The sequence below is a fragment of the Donghicola sp. XS_ASV15 genome (assembly GCF_041224595.1).
Classification (GTDB): domain Bacteria; phylum Pseudomonadota; class Alphaproteobacteria; order Rhodobacterales; family Rhodobacteraceae; genus Donghicola.
On sequence record NZ_JBGFGN010000154.1, the window covers coordinates 101,562 to 120,450 of the forward strand.

Annotated in this window: 18 protein-coding genes; 8 read left to right on the forward strand and 10 right to left on the reverse strand. The window is 59.5% G+C overall.

What is annotated here, in order from left to right; translation table 11 throughout:
- Positions 1 to 136: 136 nt before the first annotated feature.
- The 5 genes from ccmA to AB9K37_RS14070 are packed head-to-tail and all read left to right on the forward strand — an operon-like array spanning position 137 to position 2,853.
- Positions 137 to 754: a heme ABC exporter ATP-binding protein CcmA gene (gene ccmA, locus AB9K37_RS14050; RefSeq protein WP_369839998.1), complete on the forward strand. Its 618-nt coding sequence runs from the start codon at positions 137 to 139 to the stop codon at positions 752 to 754.
- The gene (gene ccmB, locus AB9K37_RS14055; RefSeq protein WP_293709264.1) at positions 751 to 1,407 is read left to right on the forward strand and encodes a heme exporter protein CcmB; all 657 of its coding nucleotides are present in this window, start codon (positions 751 to 753) and stop codon (positions 1,405 to 1,407) included. Before ccmA ends, ccmB begins: the two co-directional genes overlap by 4 nt.
- 36 nt (positions 1,408 to 1,443) lie before the next feature.
- Complete coding sequence (locus AB9K37_RS14060; RefSeq protein ID WP_369840001.1) at positions 1,444 to 2,172, forward strand: heme ABC transporter permease; 729 nt, start codon at positions 1,444 to 1,446, stop codon at positions 2,170 to 2,172.
- On the forward strand, positions 2,172 to 2,327 hold the full coding sequence (ccmD, locus tag AB9K37_RS14065; protein ID WP_369840004.1) for a heme exporter protein CcmD: 156 nt from the start codon (positions 2,172 to 2,174) through the stop codon (positions 2,325 to 2,327). The genes AB9K37_RS14060 and ccmD overlap by 1 nt, the downstream gene beginning before the upstream one ends.
- Positions 2,320 to 2,853, forward strand: a complete 534-nt coding sequence (locus tag AB9K37_RS14070; RefSeq protein ID WP_245780459.1) for a DsbE family thiol:disulfide interchange protein — start codon at positions 2,320 to 2,322, stop codon at positions 2,851 to 2,853. Before ccmD ends, AB9K37_RS14070 begins: the two co-directional genes overlap by 8 nt.
- A gap of 72 nt (positions 2,854 to 2,925) precedes the next feature.
- Here AB9K37_RS14070 and AB9K37_RS14075 read toward each other — a convergent pair whose 3' ends face one another.
- Together AB9K37_RS14075 and acnA are read right to left on the reverse strand one after the other, a co-directional pair.
- Entirely contained in the window at positions 2,926 to 4,014 is a 1,089-nt protein-coding gene (locus AB9K37_RS14075; protein ID WP_369840008.1) for a methyl-accepting chemotaxis protein, read from the reverse strand.
- Positions 4,015 to 4,184: 170 nt separating this feature from the next.
- Positions 4,185 to 6,962, reverse strand: a complete 2,778-nt coding sequence (gene acnA, locus AB9K37_RS14080; protein WP_369840010.1) for an aconitate hydratase AcnA — start codon at positions 6,960 to 6,962, stop codon at positions 4,185 to 4,187.
- 222 nt (positions 6,963 to 7,184) lie between these two features.
- Between acnA and AB9K37_RS14085 the strand changes: the two genes are divergently transcribed.
- Positions 7,185 to 7,886, forward strand: coding sequence for a DUF1223 domain-containing protein (locus AB9K37_RS14085; RefSeq protein ID WP_369840013.1), 702 nt, complete (start codon positions 7,185 to 7,187; stop codon positions 7,884 to 7,886).
- On the opposite strand, the gene AB9K37_RS14090 is transcribed toward AB9K37_RS14085, so the two are convergent.
- The 5 genes from AB9K37_RS14090 to AB9K37_RS14110 form a co-directional block, all read right to left on the reverse strand.
- The gene (locus AB9K37_RS14090; protein ID WP_369840015.1) at positions 7,850 to 8,776 is read right to left on the reverse strand and encodes a lysophospholipid acyltransferase family protein; all 927 of its coding nucleotides are present in this window, start codon (positions 8,774 to 8,776) and stop codon (positions 7,850 to 7,852) included. The two genes, AB9K37_RS14085 and AB9K37_RS14090, sit on opposite strands and share 37 nt — an antisense overlap.
- Before the next feature lie 185 nt (positions 8,777 to 8,961).
- A complete protein-coding gene (locus AB9K37_RS14095) occupies positions 8,962 to 10,020 on the reverse strand; it encodes a FliG C-terminal domain-containing protein (protein WP_369840018.1) in 1,059 nt (352 codons plus the stop codon).
- A 71-nt stretch (positions 10,021 to 10,091) separates the two neighbouring features.
- The gene (locus AB9K37_RS14100) at positions 10,092 to 10,682 is read right to left on the reverse strand and encodes an adenylate kinase (RefSeq protein WP_369840021.1); all 591 of its coding nucleotides are present in this window, start codon (positions 10,680 to 10,682) and stop codon (positions 10,092 to 10,094) included.
- A 208-nt stretch (positions 10,683 to 10,890) separates the two neighbouring features.
- Positions 10,891 to 12,198 (reverse strand): adenylosuccinate lyase, encoded by a 1,308-nt coding sequence (purB, locus tag AB9K37_RS14105; RefSeq protein ID WP_369840133.1) that lies wholly within the window; start codon positions 12,196 to 12,198, stop codon positions 10,891 to 10,893.
- 84 nt (positions 12,199 to 12,282) lie between these two features.
- On the reverse strand, positions 12,283 to 13,506 hold the full coding sequence (locus AB9K37_RS14110) for an alpha/beta fold hydrolase (protein WP_369840024.1): 1,224 nt from the start codon (positions 13,504 to 13,506) through the stop codon (positions 12,283 to 12,285).
- Positions 13,507 to 13,645: 139 nt separating this feature from the next.
- Here AB9K37_RS14110 and AB9K37_RS14115 point away from each other — a divergent pair, with 139 nt between their 5' ends.
- Positions 13,646 to 14,392, forward strand: a complete 747-nt coding sequence (locus AB9K37_RS14115) for a DUF3445 domain-containing protein (RefSeq protein ID WP_369840027.1) — start codon at positions 13,646 to 13,648, stop codon at positions 14,390 to 14,392.
- Here AB9K37_RS14115 and AB9K37_RS14120 read toward each other — a convergent pair.
- From AB9K37_RS14120 to AB9K37_RS14130, 3 genes are all read right to left on the reverse strand, one after another.
- On the reverse strand, positions 14,382 to 15,179 hold the full coding sequence (locus AB9K37_RS14120; protein ID WP_369840030.1) for a lytic transglycosylase domain-containing protein: 798 nt from the start codon (positions 15,177 to 15,179) through the stop codon (positions 14,382 to 14,384). The genes AB9K37_RS14115 and AB9K37_RS14120 overlap by 11 nt on opposite strands.
- Positions 15,180 to 15,313: 134 nt before the next feature.
- Entirely contained in the window at positions 15,314 to 16,720 is a 1,407-nt protein-coding gene (glnA, locus tag AB9K37_RS14125; RefSeq protein ID WP_369840033.1) for a type I glutamate--ammonia ligase, read from the reverse strand.
- A 50-nt stretch (positions 16,721 to 16,770) separates the two neighbouring features.
- Positions 16,771 to 17,109 (reverse strand): P-II family nitrogen regulator, encoded by a 339-nt coding sequence (locus AB9K37_RS14130; RefSeq protein ID WP_072706600.1) that lies wholly within the window; start codon positions 17,107 to 17,109, stop codon positions 16,771 to 16,773.
- Positions 17,110 to 17,277: 168 nt separating this feature from the next.
- Here AB9K37_RS14130 and AB9K37_RS14135 point away from each other — a divergent pair, with 168 nt between their 5' ends.
- Complete coding sequence (locus AB9K37_RS14135; protein WP_369840037.1) at positions 17,278 to 18,885, forward strand: NAD(P)H-hydrate dehydratase; 1,608 nt, start codon at positions 17,278 to 17,280, stop codon at positions 18,883 to 18,885.
- The last annotated feature ends 4 nt before the right edge of the window (positions 18,886 to 18,889 follow it).

The following is an 18,889-nucleotide window of genomic DNA, read 5'->3' on the forward strand; positions in this document are numbered from 1 at the left end:
GGCGCTGGTGCCGTGAGTATTTTTGGCAAAAAGAAGCATGACTTTCGCGTTTTAAACGGGCACGGGCTCGGGCTGCGGCGGAATGCGCATAAGGTTGCGCTTTTCCTGAATGCGGCGCTGGGGTAGGTCTGTGGCGATGGACCTGATTGTTTCTGATCTGACAGTTGCGCGCGGCGGTGTGCCGGTGCTGGAGGGGGTGAGCTTTGTGCTGACCTCTGGAGCGGCATTGGTGCTGCGCGGGCCGAATGGGGCGGGGAAAACCACGCTGCTGCGAACGGTTGCAGGATTGCAGCCACCCATGGCGGGGACGGTTGTTGGGGCCGAGGACCGGATTGCTTATGCGGCCCATGCGGACGGGATCAAGCAGGTTCTGACCGTGGCCGAGAACCTATCGCTATGGGCGGATGTGTTCGGGCAGTCGGAGATCGAACCTGCGCTAGAGGCGTTCAACCTGAGGGATTTGCGGGATCGCGCGGCCGGGAGCCTGTCAGCAGGGCAGAAGCGCCGGCTGGGGCTGGCGCGGTTGATGGTCACGGGACGACCAGTCTGGGTTCTGGACGAGCCGACGGTGTCGCTCGATGTGGCATCGGTTGCGCTCTTCGCAGATGCTGTTCGGGTGCATCTTGCGGCTGGGGGCAGTGCGCTGATGGCGACCCATATCGATCTGGGGCTTGAGACCGAGGTGCTGGACGTGACGCCGCACAAGGCCGTCTTGAGCACTGCGATCGAAGATTTTGACGAGGCCTTTCTGTGATTGCACTGTTGGTACGGGATCTTCGCCTTGCGGTGCGGGCAGGGGGCGGCTTTGGGCTGGGCCTGGCGTTCTTTTTGATCGTGGTCGTGCTGGTGCCCTTTGGCGTTGGACCCGAAAGTGGGCTGCTGTCTAAGATCGCGCCGGGCGTGCTGTGGATCGGGGCCTTGCTGGCCTGCCTGCTGTCTTTGGACCGGATTTTCGCGCTGGATTGGGAGGACGGATCGCTGGATTTGCTGGCGACCGCGCCTGTGCCGCTCGAAGGGATCGTGTCGATGAAGGCGCTGGCCCATTGGCTGACCACGGGCTTGCCGCTGGTGCTGGCCGCGCCTGCGCTCGGGGTGCTCTTGAGTTTGCCCCAAGGGGGCTATGTGTGGCTGGTTGCATCTCTGGCTGTGGGAACCCCTGCGCTGAGCGTTATCGGGACTTTTGGCGCGGCGCTGACCGTGGGAATCAAGCGGGGCGGCTTGCTGTTGTCGCTGTTGGTGCTGCCGCTGTATGTGCCGACGCTGATTTTCGGCGCAGAGGTGGCGCGCCGCGGGGCCGAAGGGTTCGAGGTCATGACGCCACTCCTGATGCTTGGGGGGATCACCTTTGGCACCCTCGCGCTTTTGCCATTTGCCAGCGCTGCCGTTTTGCGCATTAACCTGAGATAAGCCCGTCCGGGCCACTGATCTGGAAAGGGAGCTTTCATGTCGATCTGGCAATACGCCAACCCGAAGAAATTCATGGATACCACGGGGCCTCTGCTGCCGTGGATTGGTGGCGCGTCTCTGCTCTGCATTGTGACGGGGCTGGTCTGGGGCTTCTTCTTTACCCCGGACGATTACCGTCAGGGCTCGACCGTCAAGATCATTTACCTGCATGTGCCGTCGGCGCTGATGGCGATCAATGCGTGGTTCATGATGCTTGTGGCCAGTCTGATCTGGCTGATCCGTCGCCACCACGTGAGCGCGCTGGCGGCCAAGGCTGCAGCGCCTGTGGGCGCGACGATGACCGTGATAGCCCTACTGACCGGCGCAATCTGGGGCCAGCCGATGTGGGGGACATGGTGGGCGTGGGATCCGCGCCTGACCTCGTTCCTTGTGCTGTTCCTGTTCTATCTGGGCTACATGGCACTGTGGGCAGCGATCGAGAATGACGACACCGCCGCCGACCTGACCAGCATTCTGTGCCTTGTGGGGTCGGTCTTTGCGGTGCTGTCGCGCTATGCGGTGAACTTCTGGAACCAAGGGCTGCATCAGGGCGCGTCCCTTAGCTTGGATAAAGAGGAGAACGTGGCGGACGTGTTCTACCATCCGCTGCTTGTGTCGATTGCGGGCTTTGTCCTGCTGTTCATCTTCCTCGTGTTCCTAGGCACCCACACTGAAATCCGGGCGCGCCGGATGCGCGCGTTGCTGGCACGGGAGAGAATGGTTTGATGCCTGATCTTGGGAAATATGCGGACGCGGTTCTGTCGTCCTATGCGCTGTCTTTGCTGCTGTTGTTCGCTCTGGTTGGATGGGCCGTGATGCGGTCGCGCAAGACCCGCGCGGCGCTGGCAGAGGTGGAAGAGAGGATCAAAGGCCGTGGCTAAGTTGTCTCCTTTAATGATTTTGCCGCCCGTGATTTTCGGGGGTCTGGCAGCCATGTTCTATGTGGGCATGATGCGCGAAGATCCCGAGAGCCTGCCCAGTGCGCAGATCGGGCGCGAGGTGCCGGTGGTCTCGGTGACGCCGCTTGGCGGGGATCTGCCCTTTACCATCGAAGATCTGAAGGATGGCGAGGTGAAGCTGGTGAACTTCTGGGCCAGTTGGTGCGCGCCGTGTCGGGTCGAGCATCCAATGCTGACGGACTTGGCTGAGGAAGGAATCCCGATCTACGGCGTGAACTACAAGGACAAGCCAGAAGCGGCGATGAAGTTTTTGGCCGAGCTTGGCAATCCTTATTCCGCGATTGGGGCGGATGAGTCGGGCCGGATGGCGTTGGAGTGGGGCGTTTATGGTGTGCCCGAAACTTATTTGATCAACGGCGATGGCCAGATTGTCACGCGGATCGCGGGCCCGCTCTTGGAGCGGAACGTGGCAGACACCCTGCGTCCCGCCATCGAAGCGGCCCAATAACATTGTCAAAAGGAGCGCGCCTCTGGGTGAGGCGCGCGCTCTATCTGTTTGGAATTGCTGCGCAATCCGGTTCTAGCTGGTCATGCTGTTCTGAATGACCACGCCTTTCCACCCAAGGCCGGGGTAGGTTTCAAAACCCGGCGTGTCGTGGAAGCCTATGATCTGGTGATTTTCCACGTAGTAGCCTGCGGTTTGCGCTGGGTTCCGGCGTAGGGGGAAGGTTTCCAGCAAGATGCCCTCTTCGTCCGAAGACGCGATCACGCGGTTGTTGCGGTCAAGGATCATCACCCGCACACCCGCATCAATCATGCGCTGGTCCAGTCGGACCCCTTGCACGACGGAGCGCGCTTGGCTGGCCCAGTCAAAACACGTCGCCATGATCCCGATAGGTTTGCCATGGGCGTCTCCGTTCTCTCGGATCAGAGTGGCGTAGGTCAGAGTCTGCTGCCCTTTGAGCAGGCGTGAGACAACCACTTCGTCCGCTACGTAGTCGTCGCCCGTGGCCAGTCGCAGGCTGTTCGCGAACCACGGCATATCACGGACCGAGGCACCAGTGACGTTATAACTGTCGGGTCGTCCATTGGCCACGATGCGCCCGTCCAGATCGCAAACCCAGATATCGAGGTAGATGTTGTAGGCGTCCAGAATGACCCCGAGCCGCTTGCTGGCGTGGGCGGCGCGCTCTGGCGTCGGGTTGGTCAGACAGTCGACAAAGCTGCTGTCAGTGGCCCACCAACGCACGTCACAAGTCCGTTCGTAGAGGTTGCGGTCAAAGACGTCGATGGCGTTGTAGGCCAGATCGACCACACGCTCGCCCGTGGCAGAGCGCTCCATCTCGGCGACCAGATTGCGCAGAACGGACAGCTCTTTGCTGAGATTGTCCTCTAGGCCCTTGGCGATGCCGTTGATCTCTTCTCCGACCGCGCGCACCTCGTCCGCGACCACGGCAAAGCCGCGGCCATAGGGGCCGGCTTTGGCGCTCTCGATTTTGGCGTTTAGGGCCAGCATCGTCATCTGGCTGGTGATTTTCTGGATGGTGTAGGCGTTCTTTTCGGCGTTGCGGGCAAGGTCCAGCGTCTTTTGCGAGACTTCGTCCATCGAAACCTTTTGTGGCGCGGCAGCGAGGTGGGGGACCAGGTCGAGCGACGTCATCATGTTCATGGTGGGTGTCCTGCGTGAATGGTGTTACCCGCTCCAACGGTCGGTTTTGACGTCCTTTAGTGTGGGGTGCGAAATTAATCTCATTTCCAAATAGGTTTGCGCCGAATGCCTATTTTGCACGCAAAAAGGGCGCCCGAAGACGCCCTTTTCATCATGATATGTGTGGCCGATTAGGCTTGTTTGGCAAGGTTGCGCAGCACGTAATGCAGCACGCCGCCGTTCTCGACGTATTCCTTTTCAGGGGCCGTATCGATGCGGCACTTCAGGGTGATCGTTTTGGTCGAGCCGTCGCCATAGGTGATATAGCAGGGCACCTCGGCCAAGGGCTTCACGTCATCCAGACCTTCGATGCTGACGGTCTCGTCGCCTTTCAGCTCCAGCGTCTTGCGGGTGTCGCCGCCGGTGAACTCGAACGGGATAACGCCCATACCAACCAAGTTCGAACGGTGAATGCGTTCAAAGTTTTCCGCGACCACGGCTTTGACCCCAAGCAGCGCGGTACCCTTGGCAGCCCAGTCGCGCGAGGAACCCGCGCCGTATTGTTCACCGCCAAAGATCACCAGCGGGGTGCCTTGGTCCTGATAGGCCATGGAGGCCTCGTAGATCGTGGTCTGTTCGCCATCAGGGCCTTTGGTATACCCGCCCTCGACGCCGTCCAGCATCTCGTTCTTGATGCGGATGTTGGCAAAGGTGCCGCGCATCATGACCTCGTGGTTGCCGCGGCGCGAGCCATAGCTGTTGAACTCGCGGACGGGCACCTGATGATCCAGAAGATATTTGCCCGCAGGCGTGGTGTCTTTGAACGAACCGGCGGGCGAGATGTGATCGGTGGTCACCATATCGCCAAGGATCGCCAGAACGCGTGCGCCCTCGATGTTGGTGATCGAGCCCTTCTCAGGCGACATGCCTTGGAAGTAGGGCGGGTTTTGGATGTAGGTCGAGCTTGCGGGCCAGTCGTAGGTTTCGCCCCCCGACACTTCGACACCCTGCCACTTCTCGTCGCCCTTGAAGACGTCCGCATATTTCGACTGGAAGCTTTCGCGGGTCACGGTCTTTTCGACCAGTTCCGCGATTTCTGCGTTCGAGGGCCAGATGTCCTTGAGGTAGACATCGTTGCCATCCTTGTCGGTGCCGATCACGTCAGTCGCAATGTTAACGTTCATGTCACCAACCAGCGCATAGGCCACCACCAGCGGCGGGGAGGCCAGATAGTTCGCGCGGACGTCAGGCGAAATGCGGCCTTCGAAGTTGCGGTTGCCCGACAGGACCGAGGTTGCGATCAGGTCGTAATCGTTGATCGCCTTGGAGATCGGCGCGTCCAGCGGACCCGAGTTGCCGATACAGGTGGTGCAGCCATAGCCCACAAGGTTAAACCCGATGGCATCCAGATCCTCTTGCAGACCGGCGGCCTCCAGATATTCGGATACAACTTGCGAACCCGGTGCCAGAGACGTTTTGACCCAAGGTTTGCGGTTCAGGCCCAGTTCGCGGGCTTTGCGGGCCACCAGACCAGCGCCGATCATCACGTACGGGTTCGAAGTGTTGGTACAGGACGTGATCGATGCGATCACGATCGAACCGTCGTGCAGCTGATAAGCGCCGTCGTCGGTCTTGTACCAACCCTTTTTGTGATGGCCTTCGTCACCGGGGATGTCGTGGGGCTCGGGCGCGCCGCCTTCACCTTCCCAGCGCACTTCTTCCTTGCCGCTGGCGTCTTTGCCTTCGCGGATGCCTTGTACGAACTTGCCGAATTCGGTGCCAGCTTGGGTCAGGGCGATGTAGTCCTGCGGGCGCTTGGGGCCCGAAATTGCGGGCACGATCGTGCCCATGTCCAGCTCGAGGGTCGAGGTATAGACAGGCGCGTAGTCTGCATCACGCCAGAAGCCGTTCTCCTTGGCGTAGGCTTCGACCAGTGCGATCCGATCCTTGTCGCGGCCCGTCTGCTCCATGTAGCGCAGGGTTTCCGCGTCGATGGGGAAGAAGCCGCAGGTTGCGCCGTATTCAGGCGCCATGTTTGCGATGGTTGCGCGCTGCGCCAGCGGCAGGTTGTCCAGACCTTCGCCGTAGAATTCAACGAATTTGCTGACCACGCCGTGTTCGCGCAGCATTTCGACGACCTTGAGAACAAGGTCGGTGCCGGTGGTGCCTTCGACCATCTCGCCGGTCAGTTTGAAGCCCACAACCTCGGGGATCAGCATCGAGATCGGCTGACCCAGCATGGCGGCCTCGGCCTCGATCCCGCCGACACCCCAACCCAGAACGGCCGCGCCGTTGACCATGGTGGTGTGGCTGTCAGTGCCGACCAGAGTGTCGGGATAGGCCACAGTCTCGCCGTTCTGGTCCACATCGGTCCAGACGGTCTGCGCAAGATATTCGAGGTTCACCTGGTGACAAATACCCGTTCCCGGAGGGACCACGCGGAAATTTTCAAATGCGGTCTGACCCCATTTCAGGAACTGATAGCGTTCGAGGTTCCGTTCGTATTCGCGGTCCACATTCATCTGGAACGCGCGCGGGTTGCCGAATTCGTCGATCATGACCGAGTGGTCGATGACCAGATCCACGGGGTTCAGGGGGTTAATCTTTTGCGCATCACCGCCGAGCGCTTTGATCCCGTCGCGCATCGCGGCCAAGTCCACAACCGCAGGGACACCGGTGAAATCCTGCATCAATACGCGGGCAGGGCGGTAGGCAATCTCTCGGGGGTTCTTGCCGCCTGCGGTGGCCCATTCGCCAAATGCCTTAATGTCGTCGGTCGAGACGGAAAAGCCGTCATCCTCGTAGCGCAGCAGGTTTTCGAGAACCACTTTCAGCGATGCGGGGAGCTTGGAAAAATCGCCAAGACCGGCATCAGTCGCGGCTTGAATGGAATAGTATGAAACGGTCTGGTCGCCGACCGACAAGCTGCGGCGTGCTTTGACGCTGTCTGTTCCGACTGTAATGGGCATGGAGTTTGGCCTCCCTTTCGAAAAAATAGGGTATCGCTAGCGGTAATGTGGTTGGCCAGCGCCGCCGGATCAAGACTTCTCCGCCGCACGGATCAACGCACCTCGTAGCAATAACCCTTTCACGATGCTGTCAGTTCCCAGACACATCGCATTTCGTTGATTGGTCTTCGCAAAAGTTTTTGCTTACATCAAAGCCAACGAAAAAATCGGTGTGGAGTAAGGATGAGACGACTTTTGTCAGCTTTGGTATTTGCCGGGATGGGAACGATGGCGGCGGCGCAGTCGGCCAGTTCGCCTGTCGTTGTCGAGCTTTACACCTCTCAAGGCTGTTCGTCGTGTCCTTCGGCCGATCGTCTCCTCGAAAAGCTCGCGGGCCGCGAGGACGTGCTGCCCTTGTCGCTTCATGTGGACTACTGGGACTATATCGGGTGGAAGGATACTTTCGCCAATCCAGCCTTTACGGACCGCCAGAAAGTCTATGCCCGTAACATGGGCGAGCGGATGATCTACACCCCCCAGATGATCATAAATGGTGGCGCTCATGTGGTCGGCAATCGGCCTATGGATGTGGCAGACGCACTGACCGACGCGAAGTCGCGGTCGGGCGCGGGGGCCGTGAGCGCGTCGCTACAGGGGACCAGATTGACCCTGAGTGCCAAGGCTTTGTCGCCGGATGGGTCGCCCTATTTGGTCCAGTTCGTGACATACCTGCCCGAAGAGACCGTGCGCATTGGCCGTGGCGAAAATGCTGGCAAGGAAGTGACCTACGTCAACGTAGTGAGCGGCTGGCAGCACGTGGGCGATTGGGATGGGCAGGGCACCTTCTCGGCCGATGTCCAGACAACACCCGAACAGGATGAACACGCGGTCATCTTGCAAAAGCGTAATCAGGGGGCTGTCGTCGCCGCCGCGCGCTTGCGCTGACGTTTGGGCTTCCAGCGCTTGTGGATCCAAAACCACTGCTCTGGATGACGGGTGATCCGGTCCTCGAGGGCGCGGGTCATGGCGCGGGTCTGCTCAATCGGATCGTCGTTTTCTAGCGGCGCGTCAAACTCGGCAGTAAAGCTCAGGCCATCAGCGGACCGCACCCCAAAAAACGGCACAAGAAGAGCGCCCGTTTTGCGCGCGATCTCTGCGGCAGACGTCAATGTCGGTGCTGGTTTGCCCATAAAATCAATAGCAACGCCGCCGCTGTCGTAGATGTCAAAGAGCAGGACCGCCATGCCGCCCTGCTTGAGATGTTTCACCAATCCCATCGTTCCGCGCCGCCCTTGTTCAAAGACGGGGCCGCTCAGATCATGCATGTTTTGCGCATAGTGCTGGTTGAAATAGGGATTTGCGATGGGACGATAGAGGCCGCCGATCTGATAGCCCTGGCGCACCAAAGCGGCGCGGGGGGCCTCGAAATTCCCGAAATGGCCAGTGACAAATAGCACGGGACGTCCCTCTTGGCGGGCGGCCTCGATGGCCGCCAGGCCTGCACCGGACAACGCAGTGCGATCTGCGCGGGCAAGCAGATCTTTGACAGAATAGTTCTCGATGAAAACGCGGCCAAAGTTGTCACAGACTCCGTCTGCAATCTCTGCCTTACGGTCGTCTGGCATGTCCGGCCAAATATAGGACAGGTGTTCCAGCGCCCGCTTCCGGTAGCCTACGCGGGGCGCGATGACCTTGCGCACGAGCCATCCCATAATGGCAACACGCCGTTCGTATGGCAGAGCCAGCGCGGTTCGGATGATCCCGCGCAGGGCACGATCCTCGGCCCAGTCTCCCCATGTGCCGGTCGGCGTTTCAGTGGAATATTGCTTGCTCATGCTTCGGGATGCCGCGTCTTGTTTCCGCCACAGACATAAAGTCGTGGCGACCCAATCACAAGCGCGGTGGCAGAGACTTCGTCACCAGCGATCCGGAAAGTGAGAGGACAACGTTCGAGGCGCTATCGCCATCAGACGCTAATCTAAGGATGATCCGCTAACCTTTGGAAAGTCTTTTGTTTTTGTCACTCGTCTCGCACGTCAGGGATCGGCAGAAGTTCGAGCCCGTCATCGGCCTGCATCCGCCGTATGACTTTGACGACGCGTGCCATGGCCCCTTCTGTTGTTTCCTCGTCGGGCGTTGTCCGCTCTCTGGCTTGGTTGCGCAGCTGGTCCGAGAGGCGCTTTGACATGTTGGAAAGCATGAATTCCCAGGCTTTGACATCACCTTCGGCGGTGGCGCCTGCAATAATGATGCTCATGTCTTCTTCGCCGATGGTCCGAACGACGGCCGGTGCATCTATCGGCTTCAGACGATAGCGCAGATCGGCAAAGGTCAGGATAACACCACGGAGGGCACGCGCAAAATCGGCGTCATCTTCTTCGATCCCGGTGAGGACGCTGTCGCGCGTATTTGCTGTCGAAACATCCAGAATTTCCCCCAAACGTTTGGCTGGCGGTTTTTCAAACTCTCGGGGTGGGGCCGTGTCGATCTGGGTCGCCAGCGAAACGCCAATCCGGTAGACCGCTTCGGGTGTCACCTGTTCGGTACGGGACATGGCAAAGGCCACCCGCCGCGCCTGTTCCCCCGGCATACGGGCCAAAAGTCCGGCCGCCTTGTCCGTAGGAAGTTTGGACAAAAGCACTGCAGAGACCTCCAGACTTTCGCGTTCAAAAAAGCCGAGCAGAACATCGGGATCAAGCGCCGCCAATCTGGCCCAAGCATCGCCCTTTTGCCGCACACCCGCTTCACGTCGCAAGCGCGCTGCGGTCTCGGGGCTGAGTTTGCCGTCCAACGCTTCGAGCGCGCCAGCCAGTCCATCCGGAAATGCCAGCCCGATCTGCTCGAGTTCTTCCGCAAATTCGCCAAGTACCTCGGCCAAGGTATCGCGGTCAATGTAGCGCAGCTGCCCCATGGCTTGGGTCAGATCCTGCTGCAAATCCTCTGGAAGGTCTGTCAGGGGTATCTCTGCCCCTTCGGACAGAAGAAAGCGCACGATGATCGCTGCCTTGTGCCGTCTGCGAAGAGGCGGCGTGGCGGGGCGTTGCACGGGAGTAATGCGGGCAAGGGGCTGGGTGTTCATGGGGTCCTCTGGCGTCAGAGGCACCCTAGACTCGCAGAAATGAAGAAAGCTTTACCCGTAGCTGACCCAAATTAAGCGCGCGGGTGGTTCGCTGGCACCGCATAGTTTGTGGGGATGCGGATCGGAGGGATCAAAGCCGAGAGAGTGCGACGCGCCATATGGCTGACACCGCGCTGGCCATCCAGACGCAACACAGGCAGTCCCATGTCATGCAACCAACGATTATGGCTTGTTAGGCTGCGTCCCTGAAAGTGGGGGTCGTCATACCGGCTGGCCCATCCCATGAAGCATTCGTGCACCAGATACATGTCCCCGGTTTCTGAAATTCGGTCACCGTACCTGTGGGCTTCGCGGCTGCGAAGGCGCTGCATCCGAAGGTCGTGCGGGGTGTAGATAAAGATGATGAGATCGGCATCTTCGACCAGTTCTTCACCCCAGCCCATCAGGGATCCGGCTACAATCCAACCGTCGCGGGGCTGGTCCTTGTGCATCATATCCAAGCGTTCGGGGACGGTTCTTTTCTGGGTGTAGGGGACCTCGGTCGGTTCCCAGTAGTAGTCATCCGTATCAAGAAGCGGAAGGTTCAGAACACTGGATAAACGCTCACCAAGAGTGGAAACACCTGATCCGGACGCGCCGGTGATATGAATTCTATAGCCCATGCCGGTCAGCTCCAGCTGCGATCCAACCAGAAACAATCGGCCGAAATCGTCACAAAAGGTTATAAGTTCCTATACAAAAGGATAACGCTGTCGCTCGCGTCACAGCAAGGACGTTTTTGCGCATGCAGAAAGTTTTAATTGACCAGTCATTAAAAAATCCGCCGCAGACAGGCTGCGACGGATCAGAATTTTCAGCGATGTAAAAGGCTTAGCTTTCGCCGAATACGCGGTTGAAAATGGTGTCCACGTGCTTGGTGTGGTAGTCCATGTCGAACTTGGCGTTGATGCCGTCTTCACCCAGCGCGGCGACAACCTCGGCGTCGGCCAGCAGCAGCTCGCGGAAATCGACGCGGTCTTCCCATACTTTCAGGGCGTTGCGCTGCACCATGGAATACGCGTCTTCGCGCGATACGCCAGCTTGGGTCAGGGCCAGCAGAACGCGCTGGGACATGACCAGACCGGGGAACTTGTTCATGTTGTCCAGCATGTTCTGGGGGAACACGAGCATCTTGTCGATCACGCCGGTCAGACGGGCAATCGCGAAGTCCAGAGTGATGGTCGCATCGGGGCCAATCGCGCGCTCGACCGAGCTGTGCGAAATGTCACGCTCGTGCCACAGGGCAACGTTTTCCATCGCGGGGATGACCGACATACGGACCAGACGGGCCAGACCTGTCAGGTTCTCGGTCAGAACGGGGTTCTTTTTGTGGGGCATCGCCGACGAGCCCTTCTGGCCCATCGAGAAGAACTCCGCGCCTTCGAGCACTTCGGTGCGCTGCATGTGGCGGATTTCGATCGCGACGTTCTCGATCGAGGACGCGATCACACCCAGCACGGCAAAGAACATGGCGTGGCGGTCGCGGGGGATGACCTGCGTGCTGATGGGCTCGGGCTTCAGGCCCAGCTTTTCACAGACGTGCTCTTCGACGCGGGGGTCGATGTTGGCAAAGGTGCCAACCGCGCCCGAGATCGCGCCGGTTGCGATTTCTTCGCGGGCGGACTTCAGACGGTCAAGGTTGCGGTCCATTTCTGCGTAGAAGCGGGCAAAGGTCAGACCCATGGTGGTGGGCTCTGCGTGGATGCCGTGGCTGCGGCCGACGCGCACGGTGTTCTTGTGCTCCAGCGCGCGCTTTTTCAGGGCGGCCAGCAGGCCTTCCATGTCTTTGATCAGGATGTCGCTTGCGCGGACCAGCTGCACGTTCAGACAGGTGTCCAGAACGTCGGACGAGGTCATGCCCTGGTGAACAAAGCGGGCCTCTTCGGAGCCAACGTGTTCAGCAAGGTGGGTCAGGAACGCGATGACGTCGTGCTTGGTGACGGCTTCGATCTCGTCGATGCGGGCCACGTCGAACTCGACATCCTTGGCTTTCCAGACGGCGTCGGCGTTTTCCTGCGGGATCACACCCAGAGCGGCCTGTGCGTCACAGGCGTGCGCCTCGATCTCGTACCAGATTTTGAACTTGGTGGCGGGTTCCCAGATCTGGGTCATCTCGGGGCGGGAATAGCGGGGGATCATCGGCAGGCCCTTTGCTTTGTCGTTGACAGTTGCGCGCGTCATAGACGGATGCGCGCAAATGAACAAGATAGCCTGCGTTTCCCGCTATTTTTCCAACAGATGCGTTTCCACCACCGAGGTCTGTTTCAAGGTGTCATGCACGGGGCATTTGTCCGCGATTTGCAGCAGGCGTTCGCGCTGGTCGTCAGTCAGATCGCCCAAGAGGGTGATCTCGCGGATAAAGCGGTCCACGCCCTTGTGCGGCATGGTCGGCATCGAGGCATCCTGTGCGTGCACCTTGTCGTGGCGAACATCGACGCGGATGTGCCGCAGGGGCCAGTTCTTGCGCCGTGCGTACATGCGGATGGTCATCGAGGTGCATGCCCCCAGACCGGCAGACAGGAAACCATAGGGCGACATGCCTTGGTCCGTGCCGCCATAAGCCTCTGGCTCGTCGGCCAGAACATGGTGGCGGGGGCCGGCCTGCACATCATTTAGGAAGCCGCTGGGATCGGCCTCGGACACGCGAATGATTCCTTCGGGGGCGCCAATCGGCGGCGCAGGTGGACGCAGGTCCAAGTACCTTTCGGCCCAAGCGGTGATCATGCCCGCCGCATACTCTGCGTCACGCGGGTCGGTCAGTAGGTGGTCTGCGGTGTCGAGAGTCACGTAGCTCTTGGGGTGGCGGGCGTATTTGAAAATCTCGGTCGCGTTGGACAGGGAGACCACTTCGTCGAGGGGCGCGTGCAGGACCAGCAGGGCTTTGTCCAAGTCGCTGATCTTGTCCTTCAGCGTGGTGGATTCCACGTCGCGCACGAAATCTGCGCCGATACGAATCGCGTGATCACCGATGAGAACCTCGGCCTCGCCGTTTTCGCGGATTTCGGGCAGCGCGTCCTCGAACTGGCGCGTCACGGACAGAGGGCTGGCAGGCGCTCCGATTGTGGCAATCGCGCGAATGTGGGGCAGGCGGTGGGCGGCGGCCAGAACGGCGGTGCCCCCCAGAGAATGACCGACCAAGAGGCTGGGGGTCATGCCCCGCTCTGCCATGTATTCGTTGGCTGCGACCAGATCATCGACGTTGCTGGAAAAGGTAGTCTCTTCGAAGGCGCCTTCGGACTGGCCTACGCCAGAGAAATCAAACCGCAGGACGGCGATCCCCGCAGCGGCCAAACGGCGCGAGATGCGCGTGGCGGCAAGGCTGTCCTTGGTACAGGTAAAGCAGTGGGCAAACACGGCTGTGGCCAGCACGGGTCCGCCCGGTTGCTCCAGTCGCGCGGCCAAGGTGTGTCCCCCGGGTCCGGCGAAGGTGACGCGTTCGGTAGGCATTCATTTTCCCCAGATGTTTCCCTGTAGCTGTGTCAATTTAGGGCAATGGGCAAGGGGAATGACACAAGACTATCGCAAGGGTGATCAAACGGCACCAAAACGGATGAATGGAGTGGCAAGCTACGCTAGCGTCCGAGGAATGAGCACAGAGATTTTACACAGCGCGATTCCCTATGACATTCGCAAGGGCCTGCCCGGCATCCAGCCCGTGCCAGAGAATGATTGGCTCTGGGTCGATGAATGCTATGGGGCGCAGATAGCCTACCGTGACCATTTGATCGCCGAGCGTCTTGGCGATGTGCATTATCTAGAAGAAGGTGCGCTGGAGGCGGGCCGAGAATTTCTGTTAACTTTGCTGAGTAAGCTTCAGTCTTTTCAGGATTTTGTGGTTTCGGATGCGCATGTTGTCCGGCCCGACGGTGTGCAGGTTCCGATGGATTGGGACCAACCTTTGGTGACCGCAGGCCGGCTTGGTCAGGCCGACTACTGCATCCTGCAAAAGCCAGAAGGTGCGTCAGAGCATTGTCTGACCGGCGCCATCCTGTGCTTTCCGTCCAGCTGGACCCTTTCGGAAAAGGCGGGTCGGCCCCTGATGGCGATCCATGTGCCGATCCCTGAGTATGACGAGAATATCGGTAAGCGGGTGCAGCGTCTGTTCGATGGCGTGCAGCCGGGGCGCCCAATCTGGCGGGCCAATGAACTCTGGCACGGCTACGCCAATTTGCACCAACCCAAGTCAGAGAAGGACCCGCGCCGGTCCTACGGACCCGACGCGCCGTTCTTTCGCTCTGAGCGTCAGGTGATCATGCGACTGCCGGAAACGCGAGCCGTGGTGTTTTCGATCCACACCTTTGTGACCCGCAATCCGAACGCCGCTAGCGCATAATCTCTGCGCCCATGATCGCGATGGCCTGTTGGTATACAGTGGCCGCGTTCCATTCCTTGATCACCGCAAAGTTGGGCTGACCCTGCTGGAAGCCCGCGCCGCGCCGCCAGCCCTTGGAAGCAAGGAAATTCGCGGTCGAGGCCAGAGCGTCTGACTGGTTGTAGAAGTCCACACGCCCGTTGCGGTCAATGTCCACGCCATAGCGCAGCGCATTGCCGGGCAGGAACTGTGTGTGCCCCAGTTCGCCGTGTTTGGCGCCCTTGGTCGCTGGGGTGATCGATCCCATGTCCACCAGTTGCAAGGCCCCGATAGCGTGGGGAATGAAGAAGTCGCTGCGGCGGCAGTCAAAGGCCAGCGTTGTGATCGCCGAGACGACCGGCGTGTCACCCATGAACCCGCCAAACGCAGTCTCCATCCCATGGATCGCGATGATCACACCTGCGGGGACGCCGTAGATCTCTTCCAGAGCGCCATAGAACTTCGCATCGCGCGCCAAACGTTTCCGCCCCTGCGCGATGATCGTGGCGCTGCCGCGCACCTGCATGAACTTCTCTAGGCTGTATTTGAAGCTCTTTTGATTTCGGTCTGCGGCGATGGTTCCGTTCGAGTACCGCGCCGACGCCAGAGCCTGCAACCCGCGTTGGCCGACACCGGCCCGCTGCGCTGTTTGGGCAAAGGATGCCTTCCACTGATCAAAACCCGAAGAGGTGTTACCGCAGGCCGCCGCTGCGGCAGAGCCCGCCAGTATTCCCATCGCGGCCACAGCCGCAGAAATTGAAAATCGCATTATAAAACCTGTGTCTGTTAATCCCCGCCAAGGTAGACGGTTTCGCCCCGACCACCAAGTAAAGCCCCAGTCAGCAGGCATAGAAAAAGGGCGCCCGTTGCGGGGCGCCCTCGATGCCAAACCCAAGATGGGAATTAGCAGCTGTAGTACAGCTTGTATTCCATCGGGTGGGGAGTGTGCTCGTAGGCGTACACTTCTTCCATCTTGAGGTCGATGTAGCCTTCGATCTGATCTTTGGTGAACACGTCACCGGCCAGCAGGAAGTCCATGTCGGCGGCCAGTTCGTCCAGAGCTTCGCGCAGCGAGCCACAAACGGTGGGGATGCCGGCCAGTTCTTCTGCGGGCAGGTCGTACAGGTTCTTGTCCGACGCTTCGCCAGGATGGATCTTGTTGTTGATGCCGTCCAGGCCAGCCATCAGCAGAGCTGCAAAGCACAGGTAGGGGTTCGCCGCGGGATCGGGGAAACGTGCTTCGACGCGCTTCGCTTTGGGCGATTCGGTCCAAGGAATACGAACACAACCCGAGCGGTTGCGTGCCGAGTACGCGCGCAGAACGGGAGCTTCGAAACCGGGAACCAGACGCTTGTACGAGTTGGTTGCAGGGTTGGTGAAGGCGTTCAGAGCTTTCGCGTGCTTCAGGATACCACCGATGAAGTACAGCGCTTCGTCCGACAGGTCAGCGTATTTGTCGCCAGCGAACAGGGGCTTGCCGTCTTTCCAGATCGACATGTTCACGTGCATACCGGAACCGTTGTCGCCAGCCATGGGCTTGGGCATGAAGGTTGCGGTCTTGCCGTAGGCGTGCGCGACGTTGTGGATGATGTACTTGTACTTCTGCAGGTTATCGGCCTGCTCGGTCAGCGTTCCGAAGATCAGACCCAGCTCGTGCTGGCTGGTCGCAACTTCGTGGTGGTGCTTGTCCACCTTCATGCCGATCGCCTTCATGGTCGACAGCATTTCAGAACGGATGTCCTGGGCGTCGTCCACGGGGTTCACGGGGAAGTAGCCGCCTTTGTAGTCGGCGCGGTGCGACAGGTTGCCGGTCTCGAACTCTGCGTCGGTGTTCCAGGCTGCGGTTTCCGCATCGATCTGGTAGGACACTTTGTTCGGTGCAACCGAGTAGCGCACGTCGTCGAACAGGAAGAATTCAGATTCGGGGCCGAAGTACGACACGTCACCGATGCCCGAAGACTTCAGGTAGGCTTCTGCCTTCTGAGCGGTACCACGGGGGTCGCGGTCGTAAGCTTCGCCGGTGTCGGGCTCAACGATCGAGCAATGGATCGCGATGGTCTTCTCGGCATAGAAGGGGTCGATGTAGACCGACTCGGTGTCGGGCATCAGTTTCATGTCCGAAGCTTCGATCGACTTCCAGCCTGCGATCGACGAACCGTCGAACATGAAGCCTTCTTCCAGGAAATCCTCATCGACCAGATCCGCAACAACGGTCACGTGCTGCAGCTTGCCGCGCGGGTCGGTGAAGCGGATGTCGACATACTGGATGTCTTCATCTGCGATCAGCTTGAGAACTGCATCTTTGCTCATGTTCCCTGTTCCTCTCTAAAGTAGTGGATAGTTTTACAAGGCGGCTGATATTACAGCGCGTCCTGGTTCGTTTCGCCGGTCCGGATACGGATTGCGTGCTCAACGGGGCTGACGAAGATTTTGCCGTCACCGATTTTGTCGGTCTTGGCAGCATTGATGATCGCTTCGATGGCTGCATCCACCTGGTCGGCGGGCAGGACAACTTCGATCTTAACCTTGGGCAGGAAGTCCACGACGTATTCTGCACCGCGGTAGAGTTCTGTGTGGCCTTTTTGACGGCCAAAACCCTTTACCTCGATCACAGAGAGGCCCTGAACACCAACCTCTTGGAGAGCTTCTTTCACTTCGTCGAGCTTGAAGGGTTTGATGATCGCTTCGATTTTTTTCATAGCCGGCCTCCTCGTGTCGGGTTGCGTCACTTCAGATCATTTCTGTTTCCGCTCCACAATCGGATAGATTACTCTAGCCAAGTGCGCTGCCGCCGAATTTATAGGCGGGTATAAAAAATGTGCAAGCTGACTGTAATTTGTGCGCTTGGAAAACTGTTGGATCAATTGATGGGCGAAATACTCACCTCTGCACAAATGCGCGCCAAAGAAAAAAGGGCGATTCAGGCCGGACTGGTCAGCGGACTTGAACTCATGGAGCGGGCAGGGACTGCCGTGGTTGAGGTCACCATTTCCGCAATTGACGGCTTGGATAATTGCAACCAGACTGCCGTTGTACTCTGCGGACCCGGCAATAATGGGGGGGACGGCTTTGTCATCGCGCGTGTGCTTCAAGAGCGTGGATGGCGGGTCGAGGTCTTTTTCTGGGGCTCGGTAGATCGATTGCCGCAGGATGCGCGGACCATGCATGATCGGTGGGAGTCCATCGGAGAGATTCGTCCGATGTCTCTGGCCGAAGTCCAAAAGGGTAGTCGTCCAACTCTCTTGTTTGATGCGATGTTCGGAATCGGGATCAACCGGCCGATCCCTGTGGACTGCCGCCGTGCCTACGAGGCAATTTGCAAACGCCCCCCGGCGCAGGAAAGCGAGAGTGCCTTTTACCGAATTGCCGTGGATTGCCCTTCTGGCTTTGATGCAGATTCGGGTGTGTTCTTGGTGGCAGAGGGCGATAATCCGACACCAGAGCCGCAGGTGGATCTATGCGTGACTTTTCATTTGCCGAAGGTCGGGCATTATTTGAACGAAATTGCCGGCACAGTGCCTGCGGTTGCCGATATTGGCCTGCCGTACGACGTTTCAGCGGGCAAAACACGGTTGATTGATCCAACTGACGGGGCAGCGCGGGAATGGCTCCAAGACCTCTGCGGTTTGGGGGCAGGCGGGCACAAATATGACCGTGGCCATGTCCTGCTCATTGGAGGTGGCGCTGGTAAAGGCGGCGCGGCCCGATTGGCGGCGCGGTCAGCGCTGCGGGTCGGGGCGGGGCTCGTTACGCTTGCAGTTCCACCAGAGGCGTTGGCAGAGAATGCGGCACAGCTGAATGCAGTTATGCTGCGCGAGGTCGCTGATGCAGCAGCATTGGCAGATATCCTTCGGGATCGGCGGCTCAGTTCGATTTGTCTAGGGCCCGGGCTCGGGGTCGGCGCGCAGACCCGCGAGATGGTCCTGACGGTCCTGCAGGTGACAGCAGAAAGCGGTCGGCGCGTTGTGCTGGATGCGGATGCCCTGAGCAGTTTCGCCGATGCGCCCGAGGATTTGTTTACCGCCTGTCATGACGGGGTGGTGATCACGCCCCACGAGGGTGAATTCGCGCGTCTGTTCCCGGACCTGGCCGAAAAGGCGCGCCATTCGTCTGCGTCTTCACGAGGTATAGGCAAGGTTGAAGCCGTGCAGCGCGCCGCAGAGCGGCTTGGCGCGTCGGTTCTGTTAAAGGGGGCGGCTACCGTGCTCGCTAACCCTCTGGGCCAGAGCCGCCTGCACGCGGCACTCTATGATCGGAGTGCGCCTTGGCTCGGGACCGCTGGGGCCGGAGATGTTTTGGTGGGGCTCATCGCGGGCCTGTCAGCATCGCGCCGGGCGCAGGATAGTGCGCCAATAGACCTCGCCGCTGCGGCGGCTTGGCTTCATGTAGAAGCGGCGCGGATGTTTGGCCCCGGCCTGATCGCAGAGGACCTGCCAGAGCAACTGCCCGCAGTCTTTCGCAAACTAGGTTTTTGAATGA

Excerpts from the sequence above, each read along its gene's own strand:
- ccmA (WP_369839998.1), top strand. The coding sequence starts at position 137 with ATGGACCTGATTGTTTCTGATCTGACAGTTGCGCGCGGCGGTGTGCCG.
- AB9K37_RS14060 (WP_369840001.1), top strand. The coding sequence starts at position 1,444 with ATGTCGATCTGGCAATACGCCAACCCGAAGAAATTCATGGATACCACG.
- ccmD (WP_369840004.1), top strand. The coding sequence starts at position 2,172 with ATGCCTGATCTTGGGAAATATGCGGACGCGGTTCTGTCGTCCTATGCG.
- AB9K37_RS14075 (WP_369840008.1), bottom strand. The coding sequence starts at position 4,014 with ATGAACATGATGACGTCGCTCGACCTGGTCCCCCACCTCGCTGCCGCG.
- acnA (WP_369840010.1), bottom strand. The coding sequence starts at position 6,962 with ATGCCCATTACAGTCGGAACAGACAGCGTCAAAGCACGCCGCAGCTTG.
- AB9K37_RS14085 (WP_369840013.1), top strand. The coding sequence starts at position 7,185 with ATGAGACGACTTTTGTCAGCTTTGGTATTTGCCGGGATGGGAACGATG.
- AB9K37_RS14090 (WP_369840015.1), bottom strand. The coding sequence starts at position 8,776 with ATGAGCAAGCAATATTCCACTGAAACGCCGACCGGCACATGGGGAGAC.
- AB9K37_RS14095 (WP_369840018.1), bottom strand. The coding sequence starts at position 10,020 with ATGAACACCCAGCCCCTTGCCCGCATTACTCCCGTGCAACGCCCCGCC.
- AB9K37_RS14100 (WP_369840021.1), bottom strand. The coding sequence starts at position 10,682 with ATGGGCTATAGAATTCATATCACCGGCGCGTCCGGATCAGGTGTTTCC.
- purB (WP_369840133.1), bottom strand. The coding sequence starts at position 12,198 with ATGATCCCCCGCTATTCCCGCCCCGAGATGACCCAGATCTGGGAACCC.
- AB9K37_RS14110 (WP_369840024.1), bottom strand. The coding sequence starts at position 13,506 with ATGCCTACCGAACGCGTCACCTTCGCCGGACCCGGGGGACACACCTTG.
- AB9K37_RS14115 (WP_369840027.1), top strand. The coding sequence starts at position 13,646 with ATGAGCACAGAGATTTTACACAGCGCGATTCCCTATGACATTCGCAAG.
- AB9K37_RS14120 (WP_369840030.1), bottom strand. The coding sequence starts at position 15,179 with ATGCGATTTTCAATTTCTGCGGCTGTGGCCGCGATGGGAATACTGGCG.
- glnA (WP_369840033.1), bottom strand. The coding sequence starts at position 16,720 with ATGAGCAAAGATGCAGTTCTCAAGCTGATCGCAGATGAAGACATCCAG.
- AB9K37_RS14130 (WP_072706600.1), bottom strand. The coding sequence starts at position 17,109 with ATGAAAAAAATCGAAGCGATCATCAAACCCTTCAAGCTCGACGAAGTG.
- AB9K37_RS14135 (WP_369840037.1), top strand. The coding sequence starts at position 17,278 with ATGGGCGAAATACTCACCTCTGCACAAATGCGCGCCAAAGAAAAAAGG.